Below are 13579 nucleotides of genomic sequence, written 5' to 3' on the forward strand. Positions count from 1 at the left end.
TTTGAGTCTTTTTATGATCTATGCCTTTTTAACTCATAGAAAACAGGCGCTCTTTGTTGCAACGACAATAACATTTTTGTTTGTCGCTTTAAGTTACCCTGCCGGAGGGGACTGGATTGGATATTTTGTTAATTATGACTGTAATGTAAATAACATCTGTGAACCCGGATTTGTTTTATTTGAACCAGGATATGAGCTTATTGTTTATACAGTAGGAATATTGGGCTATCAGTCAATTATAGTGTTTATTGCTTTAATAAACATACTGTTGTTATATCAATATGCGAAATATTTCGAACATGGGTGCTATATTATTATTGCTATTATGAGCATGTTTCTATGGAGTGTGTATATAGAAGCTATTAGGCAAGCAATAGCGATGTCCATAATAATGTATTCGATTAATCATTTAATTTGCAAGAATACAAAAAAATATATTTTATTAGTTCTATTAGCTTCAACGTTTCACACAACTGCGGTGATTGCTTTAATATTTTTAATTCCAATATACTCACGAGTGTTCACAAAAATAATAGGTTACGGCTTGTTAATTTCAGGAGGGCTATTTTTCTTCTTATCAACAACTTTATTGAATTTGGCACTGCTGATTTTACCTGCTGATTCAATTGCTAGTCAAAAGTTAAATTTTTACTTAAATTCTGAACAATATAAACCATTATTATCTGTAGGTTCTGGCACATTATTAGATATCTTATTAATGGTTCTGATAGCTGTAAGTTTTTATCGGATTAAAAAAAATTCGCTATCGAAACATGATCATCTAAATAATGTCATGCTGCTGGGGAGTTGCTTATATATTTCCTTTGCTATTTTTATAGGCAAAATGATGCCGGTTATGACACGTATTGGTTGGTATGGAATGCCGTTTGTATTAATTGTGCTTTATGTGAATATTGGTGAATCATTTTATTATAAAAAATACACTAAAGCAGTAAGAAACAGTTTGAGCAAGTACTTGATATATATGTTTTTTGGATTGCAAATTATTAGGCCATTCACATATGAATATAGTAATTACAATATTTTACATCAACAGACTATATTCCAGAATATTGATGCGCTAGATGATATTTCTCTAAGAGAAGCGGCCAGGAATAAATGTTTAATTCTAACGCATATGGGCTACGGTTATTTATGTAGTATTTGAATGCAATTTTACTTGTGTATAACCAAGTAAATAGCATCCACAGTAGATTTATAACGAGGCCAAAATGATTATTATTGATGGTATTATATTCTCATTGCAAAAGTCAGGTGGGATTTCTGTATATTTTGATGAGCTTCTTCGCTATTTATCAAGGCAACCTGAAGAAGTTTTCCATTTATTATATGAAAATGAGAGTAGCTACACAAAGGAATTACGTGTAAATAAAAACTTTCGTTGGGGTGTGAATTTTGAAAGATTTAGACGAGTAGCAATCAATGGAGGGGTAAATGATATTTTTCACTCAAGTTATTATAGACTGCCCTCAAAAAAATTTTCGGGAAAGGTAATTACAACTGTCCATGATTTCACAGAGAATTTATATCCCAGAGGTCTTAATTCAAAAATTCTTAATGCTCAAAAAAGAAAAGCGATATTAAATAGTGATGGGATAATTTGTATATCTGAAAACACGAAAAGGGATATGCATCATTTCATACCTGAATCAGTAAATATTAAAACCCGCGTTATTTATAATGGCGTTGCTGACTATTCATGCCGCAATACAAATGAGTTATTTGAACCATATGTAGTATTTATTGGTGCCAGGGAAGGTTATAAAAATTTTGAAATGTGTGTTTCTGCCTTACAATATACACCTGAAATAAAACTTATCGTTGTTGGTGGTGGGCGGTTTACTGATAACGAGTTGAGACTATTAGATGATAAAATACCTCGTCGCTATGAACATACAGGGTTCATTTCAGAAAATGAGTTAGAGAGTATTTATCAAAATGCACTTGCATTAGTTTACCCTTCGTTTTACGAAGGGTTTGGTATTCCGGTAATTGAAGCGATGAAGTGTGGATGCCCTGTTATTGCATCTAAATCATCTTCGGTACAAGAGATTGCGGGTGATGCAGCTGTTTTAATTGAAAACATTACAGCAGAAAAGATCTCGCAGAGTCTTATTAAACTTAAGGATCCTGTTGTTCGCAGGCAAATAATAACGTTAGGACTAGCTAACGCTGAAAGGTTTTCTTGGAATAAAATGGCGTTAGAAACTCTAGATTTTTACAACAGCGTAAGAGGTAAAAAATGAAGGTTGCTTTAATCACTGGTATCACTGGGCAGGACGGATCTTACTTGGCAGAGTTTCTCCTGGAAAAAGGCTATGAAGTCCATGGTATCAAACGCCGGGCCTCTTCATTCAATACTGAACGTGTCGATCACATCTATCAGGACCCGCATACTAATAATCCAAAATTCCATCTTCACTACGGTGACCTGACCGATACCTCTAACCTGACCCGCATTTTGTCCGAAGTTCAGCCGGATGAAGTCTATAACTTGGGTGCTATGAGCCATGTGGCTGTTTCATTTGAGTCGCCAGAATACACTGCAGATGTTGATGCTATGGGGACATTGCGTCTATTAGAAGCGATTCGGTTCCTGGGACTTGAAAAGAAAACTCGTTTTTATCAGGCGTCTACTTCTGAACTGTACGGTCTGGTGCAAGAAATTCCGCAGAAAGAGACTACCCCTTTCTACCCGCGCTCTCCGTACGCAGTGGCGAAGCTGTATGCCTACTGGATCACTGTAAACTACCGTGAGTCTTACGGTATGTATGCCTGTAACGGGATTTTGTTCAATCACGAATCCCCCCGCCGTGGTGAAACTTTTGTAACTCGCAAGATTACCCGAGCTATTGCCAACATTGCTCAGGGCCTGGAGAAGTGCTTATACCTTGGCAATATGGATTCTCTAAGGGATTGGGGCCATGCTAAAGATTATGTAAGAATGCAGTGGATGATGCTGCAGCAAGAGCAGCCTGAAGACTTTGTTATTGCTACAGGGAAACAAATCTCTGTCCGCGAATTTGTGCGAATGTCTGCGCTTGAAGCAGGCATTGAGCTTCAGTTTAGCGGTGAAGGAGTTGATGAAATAGCCACTGTGCTAAACGTAACAGGTGACTGTGCACAGGCAGTGAAAGTCGGAGATGTAATTGTCCGTGTCGACCCTCGTTATTTCCGCCCCGCTGAGGTTGAGACGCTGCTTGGCGATCCGACTAAAGCAAAAGAAAAATTAGGGTGGGTTCCTGAAATTACTGTTGAAGAGATGTGTAAGGAGATGGTCAAAAGTGACCTACAAAAGGCTAAGCAGCATGCTCTTTTGAAAGCGAACGGTTTCGATGTGTCCATCTCATTAGAGAATTAAATCATGGGTAAGAGAATATTTGTCGCAGGACATAATGGTATGGTGGGGTCTGCTCTGGTAAGAAAACTTAGCCAGCAGCGGGGTAATGAAGTCATCACTAAAAACCGCGATGAGCTTGATCTTCTTTCTCAGCAAGCAGTGAATGATTTTTTCAAAAATGAGAAAATTGATCAGGTATATTTGGCTGCAGCTAAAGTAGGTGGTATACATGCAAATAATACTTTCCCAGCTGATTTTATTTATCAAAATTTGATGATTGAAAGCAATATCATTCATGCTGCTCATATTAATGATGTTAATGAATTGCTGTTTTTAGGTTCCAGCTGCATTTATCCGCGAGAAGTTCCTCAACCCATGCGCGAGGATGCACTTTTGACCGGTATTTTGGAAAGTACGAACGAGCCATACGCTATCGCGAAAATTGCGGGTATAAAGCTGTGTGAATCGTATAACCGTCAGTATGGACGTGATTACCGTAGTGTGATGCCGACAAATTTATATGGTTATAATGATAATTTTCATGCTGAAAACTCTCATGTCGTTCCGGCACTGATAAGACGCTTCCATAATGCTAAGATTGAAAACCAAGACTCAGTTACCGTATGGGGAAGTGGTACACCTAAGCGTGAATTTTTGTTTGTAGACGATATGGCATCGGCTTCGATTTATGTAATGAATCTGCCGGCAGAGACTTATGTAAAAAATACATCGCCAATGCTTTCTCATATTAATGTGGGCACTGGCATTGATTGCACTATACGTGAACTGGCAGAAACAATCGCATCAGTCATTGGCTTTAAAGGTCAGATTGTTTTCGATGCCAGTAAACCGGACGGGACTCCTCGAAAATTAATGGATGTTGAACGTCTCAGCAATATGGGGTGGAGATGGTCGACATCATTACATGAGGGTCTAACATTAACCTATGAGTGGTTTTTGAATAATCAAAACACCTTTAGAAAATAGGGTCCACAAATGCTTGATTTTGCATTATTCAAAACGATTGTAGAACATACTCCACTCATATCAATTGATCTTATTGTTTATAATGATGAGTCAGATGTATTACTTGGCAAAAGAGTGAATCCGCCAGCACAGAATTATTATTTTGTACCTGGTGGGAGAATATATAAGGATGAGAAGATCGCTGATGCTTTTCATCGAATCTGTCACTCTGAATTAGGCCAGTTCGTTGAATATTCCTCCGCGAAACTTCATGGTGTATACGAGCATTTTTATTCTGATGCTTTTGTTGGGCAGAATATTAGTACACATTATGTTGTATTAGCATTTGAGATTTGTATAGATACAGAGTTGTTGAACCTACCCTCTGCTCAACACAATGAATATTCCTTTATGACGGTTGAACACATCAGGAATCATCCTTGTGTCCACTATTATACTAAGCAATACTTTAGCTAGAAGGTTAAAATGTCTAACACCATTCTTCCCGTAGTAATGGCCGGTGGGACAGGAAGTCGGTTATGGCCTCTTTCCAGGACTTTATATCCAAAGCAATTTCTAACATTGACGTCTTCTTCATCAATGCTTCAAGAGACAATTATGCGTTTGAATGGGGTTGAACATGAAGACCCTCTGATTATTTGTAATGAAGAACATCGATTTATTGTTGCAGAGCAGCTTCGACAACTTGAGTTACAACATAGTGGTATCATTTTGGAGCCTGTAGGTCGAAACACGGCTCCTGCGATTGCACTTGCAGCCTTACATGCTATCAAAAATCAAGATGACCCAATTCTTTTAGTCTTAGCAGCGGATCATGTTATCCAGGATAATTCTGCGTTTCTTGCAGCGGTTGAAAATGCTTTGGATCTTGCTGTTGAAGGTAAACTTGTAACCTTCGGTATAGTTCCTGATAAACCGGAGACAGGGTATGGTTATATAAAGCAAGGTAAGCCGGTTTCAAAACACGCTTTTGAAGTATCAGAATTTGTCGAAAAACCTGATTTGGATACGGCAAAAAGATATCTTGATGAAGGAACATATTATTGGAATAGTGGGATGTTCATATTCAGAGCATCACGCTATATTGATGAATTAAAGCTGTATAGACCTGATATTCTGGATGCTTGTGTCAAAGCACTTGATGGTGCTTCTCTTGATCTTGATTTTACTCGACTTTGCACAAACTCTTTTACCCAATGTCCCGATGAATCAATTGATTATGCAGTAATGGAGCAGACATCCGACGCTGTGGTTGTCCCGCTCGATGCTAACTGGAGTGATGTTGGCTCATGGGCGGCTCTTTGGGAAGTAGATTCTAAAGATAATAATCAGAATGTTATTCATGGCGATGTGATTGCTATTGATACACAGCGTAGTTATCTTTATTCACAACATAGATTAATCAGCGCGGTAGGTTTGGAAGATGTGGTTGTCGTTGAAACCAAAGATGCTATTCTTGTTTCACATAAAGACAAAGTACAATCTGTAAAAAATGTGGTTAATACGCTTAAGTCGCGTTCGCGCAATGAACATCTGCAACATAGAGAATTATATCGCCCCTGGGGAACATCAGATGCTGTTTCTGAAGGAAGTCGTTACCATGTCCGAAAAGTCACAGTGAAGCCGGGAGAACGAACTGCAACCCAAATTCACTACCACCGTGCGGAACATTGGATTGTTGTGACGGGTACTGCTAAAGTATATTATGCTGATAAAACGCAGTTACTGACCGAAAATGAATCCACCTATATTCCAGTAGGTGTATCGCACTCTCTTGAAAATCCTGGCAAGATTCCTTTAGAGATTATAGAGGTTAGAACAGGAGCTTACCTGGAAGATGATGACATAGTGCGACTAGAACAATACACTCACGGTAATAATCATGAAAGTTAGCATTATCACAGCAACTTATAATAGTGTGGCAACCATATCAGATACTTTATTATCTTTGGATTCACAAACATATGATGATATTGAGTATATAATCATTGATGGAGCCTCCCGCGACTCAACTATTGAATTGATTCATAATACATCTCGTCGAGTCACTAAAATCATAAGTGAACCTGATAAAGGTATTTATGATGCTCTTAATAAAGGAATTCAGGCTGCGACCGGGGATATTATTGGTTTCTTACATTCGGATGATTTGCTAGCCTATCCAGATGTAATTACTGATGTGGTGGGTAAATTTAAAGAAAGCCAATGTGATGCAGTATATGGTGATTTAGAGTATGTATCGAAGGACAATGTTAATAATGTTGTCCGTCGCTGGAATAGTGGTGTTTTTAAACGATTTAAAATGCAGTTAGGTTGGATGCCTCCACATCCTAGCTTCTATATGAAGCGAGAACTTTATTTGAAGTGGGGGGCTTTCAATTTGCAATATAAAATATCAGCAGACTACGACTCATTGGTTAGATATTTGTGGGTGAACAGTGCATCCGTGAGCTATTTACCTAAAGTCCTTACAAAGATGCGCGTAGGCGGGATGAGTAACCGCTCTTTTGCTAATATTGTTCAAAAATCCAAAGAAGATATTAAGGTTATGCGCAATAATGGATTGTTATGGCCTATTGTTCTAGTTTGTAAAAATTTTTCTAAACTTCCACAGTTTCTTAAATAATTATGAAAAGACTAACCTGTTTTAAAGCCTACGATATTCGCGGCAAGCTGGGCGAAGAGCTGAATGAAGACATTGCGTGGCGCATTGGCCGCGCATACGGCGAATATTTAAAACCGCAGACCATCGTGCTGGGTGGCGACGTGCGCCTGACCAGCGAATCCCTGAAGCTGGCCCTGGCGAAAGGGCTGCAGGACGCGGGCGTGGACGTGCTGGACATCGGTCTTTCCGGCACCGAAGAGATTTACTTTGCCACCTTCCACCTGGGCGTGGACGGCGGTATCGAAGTGACGGCCAGCCACAACCCGATGGACTACAACGGCATGAAGCTGGTGCGCAAGGGCGCACGCCCTATCAGCGGCGACACCGGCCTGCGCGACGTGCAGCGTCTGGCGGAAGCCAACGACTTCCCGCCGGTGAACGACGCGAAGCGCGGCAGCTACAAGCAGATCAATTTGCAAAAAGAGTACATCGACCACCTGCTGGGCTACATCAACGTGGCGAACCTCAAGCCGCTGAAGCTGGTGATCAACTCCGGTAACGGCGCAGCTGGCCCGGTGGTGGATGCGCTGGAAGCGCGCTTTAAGGCACTGAACGTGCCGGTGACCTTCGTCAAAGTGCATAACACCCCGGACGGCAACTTCCCGAACGGTATTCCTAACCCGCTACTGCCGGAGTGCCGCGACGACACCCGCAACGCGGTGATTGAGCACGGTGCGGACATGGGTATCGCCTTTGACGGTGACTTCGACCGCTGCTTCCTGTTCGACGAGAAAGGGCAGTTCATCGAGGGCTACTACATTGTCGGCCTGCTGGCGGAAGCGTTCCTCGAGAAAAACCCGGGCGCGAAAATCATTCATGACCCGCGTCTGTCATGGAACACCGTCGACGTGGTGTCCGCGGCAGGCGGCACGCCGGTGATGTCCAAAACCGGCCACGCCTTCATCAAAGAGCGCATGCGCGAAGAAGACGCCATCTACGGCGGCGAGATGAGCGCCCACCACTACTTCCGTGATTTTGCCTACTGCGACAGCGGGATGATCCCGTGGCTGCTGGTCACCGAGCTGCTGTGCCTGAAGGGGCAGACGCTGGGCGAGCTGGTGCGCGACCGCATGGCGGCGTTCCCGGCGAGCGGGGAGATCAACAGCAAGCTGGCGCAGCCGGCCGAGGCCATTGCCCGCGTGGAGCAGCACTTTGCGCTTCACGCGCTGGAAATTGACCGTACGGACGGCATCAGCATGGCGTTCCCGCAGTGGCGCTTTAACCTGCGCTCGTCCAACACCGAGCCGGTGGTGCGTCTGAACGTGGAGTCCCGTGCTGACACCGCGCTGATGGAAGAGAAGACGCAAGAAATTCTGGCTTTGCTCCGGAAGTGAGGGTCTGCCGCCAGCGTATATCTGGCGGCTTGACTGTACCTGGATTGTGCAATCAGTGTGACATAGATCAGCAAAAGCTATTCATGTCACCTAATACTGAGTTAACATCTCAACCACATTTCAAGCCGCGCATAAGCCGTGGTGACCACACCTGACAGGAGTATGTAATGTCCAAGCAACAGATCGGCGTTGTCGGTATGGCAGTGATGGGGCGCAACCTGGCGCTCAACATCGAAAGCCGTGGTTATACCGTCTCCGTTTTCAACCGCTCCCGTGATAAGACCGAAGAAGTCATTGCCGAGAACCCGGGCAAGAAACTGGTTCCTTTCTATACGGTGAAAGAGTTCGTTGAGTCTCTGGAAACGCCTCGTCGTATCCTGTTAATGGTGAAAGCGGGCGCAGGTACCGATGCAGCTATCGACTCCCTGAAACCTTACCTCGAAAAAGGTGACATCATCATTGATGGCGGTAACACCTTCTTCCAGGACACCATTCGTCGTAACCGTGAGTTGTCCGCAGAAGGCTTCAACTTCATCGGTACCGGTGTTTCCGGTGGTGAAGAGGGCGCGCTGAAAGGCCCATCCATCATGCCTGGCGGCCAGAAAGATGCGTATGAACTGGTTGCGCCTATCCTGACCAAAATCGCAGCCGTGGCTGAAGATGGTGAGCCTTGCGTAACCTATATCGGTGCGGACGGTGCAGGTCACTATGTGAAAATGGTGCACAACGGTATCGAATACGGCGACATGCAGCTGATCGCTGAAGCTTATTCACTGCTGAAAGGCGGTCTGAACCTCTCTAACGAAGAGCTGGCTGAAACCTTCACCGAGTGGAACAAAGGCGAGCTTAACAGCTACCTGATCGACATCACCAAAGATATCTTCACGAAAAAAGATGAAGAGGGTAAATACCTGGTTGATGTGATTCTGGATGAAGCAGCGAACAAAGGTACCGGTAAATGGACCAGCCAGAGCTCTTTGGATCTGGGCGAACCGCTGTCTCTGATCACCGAATCTGTCTTCGCGCGTTACATCTCTTCTCTGAAAGAGCAGCGCGTTGCGGCGTCTAAAGTGCTGTCTGGCCCACAGGCTAAACCAGCAGGTGATAAAGCCGAATTCGTTGAAAAAGTGCGTCGTGCCCTGTATCTGGGTAAAATCGTTTCTTACGCGCAGGGCTTCTCTCAGCTGCGTGCGGCGTCAGACGAGAACAACTGGGATCTGAACTACGGTGAAATCGCGAAGATCTTCCGTGCGGGTTGCATCATTCGCGCGCAGTTCCTGCAGAAAATCACCGATGCCTATGCTGAAAACGCTGGTATCGCCAACCTGCTGCTGGCACCGTACTTCAAAAAGATTGCGGATGAATATCAGCAGGCGCTGCGTGACGTGGTTGCCTACGCTGTCCAGAACGGGATCCCGGTTCCGACCTTCTCTGCCGCAGTAGCCTACTACGACAGCTACCGTGCGGCCGTTCTGCCTGCTAACCTGATTCAGGCACAGCGTGACTACTTTGGTGCACATACTTACAAACGTACCGATAAAGAAGGCGTGTTCCATACCGAATGGATGGAATAAGTTAACCTAATCGCTGTAATCAAAACCCGGAGCCAGTCTCCGGGTTTTTTTATACAAAAAATGTCGCCTGTTATTCGAAGTAGTCTGAATCTCGCCCCGCTCGTCGTGATTACTCCTGGTTTGCCTTGACAGTTCAGTTTGCCAGGAGGTACAAAGCCCAACAGTTATGTTTATCGCGATGGTCTGGCGGCCATCAGTACAGTTAACTCACAGAAGTCATTAGCGAATGAAAATAACAATCTCCGGAACAGGGTATGTCGGTCTTTCTAACGGCATTCTGATTGCTCAGAATCATGAAGTGGTTGCGCTGGATATCGTGCAGGCCAAAGTGGATATGCTCAATCAGAAAAAATCGCCGATTGTGGATAAAGAAATCCAGGACTATCTCAGCAATAAACCGCTGAATTTCCGCGCCACGACAGATAAAGAAGATGCATACCGCGATGCGGATTACGTCATCATTGCGACGCCTACTGACTACGATCCTAAAACCAACTACTTCAACACCTCAACGGTAGAGGCGGTGATCAAAGACGTTATCGCGATCAACCCTGATGCGGTAATGGTCATTAAATCGACCATTCCTGTCGGTTTTACCAAATCCATTAAAGAAAAGTTCGGTATTGATAATATCTTCTTCTCGCCGGAATTCCTGCGTGAGGGGAGAGCGCTTTACGATAACCTTCATCCTTCGCGTATCGTTATTGGCGAACGTTCTGAGCGCGCTGAACGTTTTGCCGCACTGCTGCAGGAAGGCGCAGTGAAGAAAGATATTCAGGTGTTGTTTACCGACTCCACTGAAGCTGAGGCGATTAAGCTCTTCGCTAATACCTATCTGGCAATGCGAGTAGCTTATTTCAATGAGCTCGACAGCTACGCAGAAAGTCTTGGCCTGAATACTCGCCAGATTATTGAAGGGGTGTGTCTCGACCCGCGTATTGGCAACCACTACAACAACCCGTCATTTGGCTACGGTGGCTATTGCCTGCCAAAAGACACGAAGCAACTGCTGGCAAACTATCAGGCTGTGCCAAATAACCTGATTTCAGCGATTGTTGACGCTAACCGTACACGTAAAGATTTCATCTCCGATTCCATCCTTGCGCGTCAACCGAAAGTTGTTGGTGTGTACCGTCTGATCATGAAGAGTGGCTCCGATAACTTCCGCGCCTCTTCCATTCAGGGGATCATGAAGCGCATTAAGGCGAAAGGGGTTGAGGTTGTCATCTATGAGCCTGCCATGCCGGACGATCAGTTCTTCAATTCCCGGGTGATCCGCGATCTGGATGCCTTTAAGAAAGAAGCCGATGTCATCATTTCAAACCGCATGGCGGAAGAGCTGGCTGATGTAGCGGATAAGGTTTATACCCGCGATCTGTTTGGTAGCGACTGATTCTCTGCTTTATCCTGTAAAAAACCCGGCTGAGTTGCCGGGTTTTTTATTTTCAGACTTTGTAGAAATCGCGATACCAGTCAACGAAGTTCTTCACCCCATCTTTTACCGAGGTTTGTGGTTTAAATCCGATCGCGTCATAAAGTGGCTGGGTATCGGCGCTGGTTTCCAGGACATCCCCGGCCTGGAGTGGCATCATATTTTTTTCCGCTTTTTTACCCAGGGCCTCTTCCAGAGCGGTGATGTAGTCCATCAGCTCTACTGGTGAACTGTTGCCGATGTTGTAAACCCGGTAAGGCGCTGAGCTGCTTGCAGGTGACCCGGTCTCAACGGTCCAGTTTGAGTCAGGCTGGGGAATAACATCCTGCAGGCGAATAATCGCTTCAGCGATGTCATCAATATACGTGAAGTCGCGCTTCATCTTACCGTAGTTATAGACATCAATGCTTTTGCCCTCAATCATCGCCTTTGTAAACTTAAACAGGGCCATGTCCGGGCGTCCCCACGGACCGTAAACTGTGAAGAAGCGCAGGCCGGTGGTCGGCAGATTGTAGAGATGCGAATAGGTATGCGACATCAGTTCATTGGCTTTTTTGGTCGCGGCATAGAGTGAAACCGGGTGGTCCACGGAATCGTCAGTGGAGAAAGGCAGCTTGCGGTTGAGGCCATATACGGAGCTGGATGAGGCATACAGCAGATGCTGAACGTTGTTATGGCGGCAGCCTTCCAGCACGTTGAGATGGCCGATAAGGTTGGCGTCCGCGTACGCGTGAGGGTTTTCAAGGGAGTAGCGCACACCCGCTTGAGCGGCCAGATGAATCACACGATCAAACTTCTCACCGGCGAAAAGCGTGGCCATACCTTCCCGGTCAGCTAATTCCAGCTTGTGAAAGGTGAAACCCTCAGATTTTAACAGTTCCAGGCGTGCCAGCTTCAGGTTGACATCGTAGTATTCATTGAGGTTATCGATACCAACAACCTGATGACCGGCCTCAAGGAGGCGTTTGCTGACATTCGCACCGATAAAACCTGCAGCGCCCGTGACCAAAAATTTCATAGCTTCCCTCATAAACCTTTTTCTTACAGATGCCATAACGCATCACATGGTGCCTATGATAGCGCGAAGGGTCGAAGTTACATAACCCATCTTTCCGATTTAACTCATCGGATTCTTATAGAAAAATCGCCAGTAACAGATAAACTATGCAGACATCATTCTGTTTGCCCTTTTTCATCTGTTAGGGATTGTATGACACAAAACAACAATAGCCAGGTCAGTCGAAGCAATGACCCTGAGCAAATTGATTTACTTGATTTAATGCTGCAGCTGTGGCGTGGGAAGTGGATGATAGCAACCTTTGTTGTTGTTTTTATCGCCCTGGCAATTGGATATTTATCGGTCGCAAAGGAGAAATGGACCTCCAGTGCGATCATTGCGCAGCCTGACGCTGCCCAGATAGCGACCTATTCAAATGCATTGAACATTCTCTACGGTAGTGCTGCACCCTCGATGCTCGACATTCAAACGCGCGCGATTGGCCGTTTTAATTCTTCGTTCTCGGCATTATCTCAGGCGCTTGAGAATCAGGAGGATCCTGAAAAACTGACCATCACTCCGACCTCGACTGCACAGCCGCTACCGCTAAGTGTTTCCTACACCAGTACCTCTGCAGAAGCGGCTCAAAAGCAGCTGGCGCAGTACATTCAGCAAGTCGATGAGCAGACCGCAAAAGAACTGGCCCTGGATCTTAAGGACAATATTAAGGAGCAGATCAAGACTCTGAATGATTCACTTCAAAACCAGGAGAAGGTCGCGCAGGAACAAAAAGATCTTCGTATCAAACAGATTGCTGAGGCGCTGAAGAACGCTGAGGCCGCGAAAATTACCTCTCCACAGCTCCAGCAAACCCAGGATGTCACGCAGGAAACATTGTTCCTGCTGGGAAGCGAAGGTCTGAAGTCGATGATTGACAATGAGGCTTCTCGTCCGTTGGTCTTCTCAACGGCCTATTACCAGACCAAGCGAAATCTGTTGGACATCCAGAATCTGAACGTAAACCCGGACACAATCCACGTTTACCGTTACGTCATGAAGCCGGATCTTCCTGTTCGCCGTGACAGCCCGAAAAAAGCCGTGATTCTGGTTCTTGCCGTTCTGCTGGGTGGAATGATTGGTTCAGGTGTGGTACTTGGCCGTAACGCCTTACGAAACTACAAACCAAAAGCCTGATTTGCAGATTAAAAAAAACCGGGGTATATCCCCGG

General features: G+C 44.9%; 12 protein-coding genes. 11 read left to right on the forward strand and 1 reads right to left on the reverse strand.

Annotated features, from left to right (window positions below; genetic code table 11):
• Positions 1-13: 13 nt before the first annotated feature.
• The 10 genes from AC1VYI_RS09505 to ugd all read left to right on the forward strand — a co-directional run bounded on the left by AC1VYI_RS09505 (position 14) and on the right by ugd (position 11314).
• Positions 14-1168: an EpsG family protein gene (locus tag AC1VYI_RS09505; protein WP_309486628.1), complete on the forward strand. Its 1155-nt coding sequence runs from the start codon at positions 14-16 to the stop codon at positions 1166-1168.
• A 64-nt stretch (positions 1169-1232) separates the two neighbouring features.
• Positions 1233-2267, forward strand: a complete 1035-nt coding sequence (locus AC1VYI_RS09510; RefSeq protein WP_258755199.1) for a glycosyltransferase family 4 protein — start codon at positions 1233-1235, stop codon at positions 2265-2267.
• Entirely contained in the window at positions 2264-3382 is a 1119-nt protein-coding gene (gene gmd / locus AC1VYI_RS09515) for a GDP-mannose 4,6-dehydratase (RefSeq protein WP_252091710.1), read from the forward strand. Before AC1VYI_RS09510 ends, gmd begins: the two co-directional genes overlap by 4 nt.
• A 3-nt stretch (positions 3383-3385) precedes the next feature.
• Positions 3386-4348, forward strand: coding sequence for a GDP-L-fucose synthase (gene fcl, locus AC1VYI_RS09520; RefSeq protein WP_374114827.1), 963 nt, complete (start codon positions 3386-3388; stop codon positions 4346-4348).
• A gap of 9 nt (positions 4349-4357) precedes the next feature.
• Positions 4358-4804, forward strand: coding sequence for a GDP-mannose mannosyl hydrolase (locus AC1VYI_RS09525; protein WP_258755200.1), 447 nt, complete (start codon positions 4358-4360; stop codon positions 4802-4804).
• Between the two features lie 9 nt (positions 4805-4813).
• Positions 4814-6241: a mannose-1-phosphate guanylyltransferase/mannose-6-phosphate isomerase gene (locus tag AC1VYI_RS09530; RefSeq protein ID WP_258755201.1), complete on the forward strand. Its 1428-nt coding sequence runs from the start codon at positions 4814-4816 to the stop codon at positions 6239-6241.
• Entirely contained in the window at positions 6231-6974 is a 744-nt protein-coding gene (locus AC1VYI_RS09535) for a glycosyltransferase family 2 protein (RefSeq protein WP_258755202.1), read from the forward strand. Before AC1VYI_RS09530 ends, AC1VYI_RS09535 begins: the two co-directional genes overlap by 11 nt.
• A 2-nt stretch (positions 6975-6976) precedes the next feature.
• Complete coding sequence (gene cpsG / locus AC1VYI_RS09540) at positions 6977-8347, forward strand: colanic acid biosynthesis phosphomannomutase CpsG (RefSeq protein WP_258755203.1); 1371 nt, start codon at positions 6977-6979, stop codon at positions 8345-8347.
• A gap of 167 nt (positions 8348-8514) precedes the next feature.
• Positions 8515-9921 carry an NADP-dependent phosphogluconate dehydrogenase gene (gene gndA, locus AC1VYI_RS09545; RefSeq protein WP_024908082.1) on the forward strand — a complete coding sequence of 469 codons (1407 nt, stop codon included), beginning with the start codon at positions 8515-8517 and terminating at the stop codon, positions 9919-9921.
• Between the two features lie 226 nt (positions 9922-10147).
• Positions 10148-11314: a UDP-glucose 6-dehydrogenase gene (gene ugd, locus AC1VYI_RS09550; RefSeq protein ID WP_059347010.1), complete on the forward strand. Its 1167-nt coding sequence runs from the start codon at positions 10148-10150 to the stop codon at positions 11312-11314.
• A gap of 52 nt (positions 11315-11366) precedes the next feature.
• Here the strand turns inward: ugd and AC1VYI_RS09555 are convergent, their stop codons facing one another.
• A complete protein-coding gene (locus tag AC1VYI_RS09555; RefSeq protein WP_258755204.1) occupies positions 11367-12371 on the reverse strand; it encodes an NAD-dependent epimerase in 1005 nt (334 codons plus the stop codon).
• 192 nt (positions 12372-12563) lie between these two features.
• On the opposite strand from AC1VYI_RS09555, the gene wzzB reads away from it, so the two are divergent.
• The gene (gene wzzB / locus AC1VYI_RS09560) at positions 12564-13544 is read left to right on the forward strand and encodes an LPS O-antigen chain length determinant protein WzzB (RefSeq protein ID WP_258755205.1); all 981 of its coding nucleotides are present in this window, start codon (positions 12564-12566) and stop codon (positions 13542-13544) included.
• Positions 13545-13579: the final 35 nt, after the last annotated feature.

Source organism: Enterobacter sp. QK-SA4 (assembly GCF_056856775.1).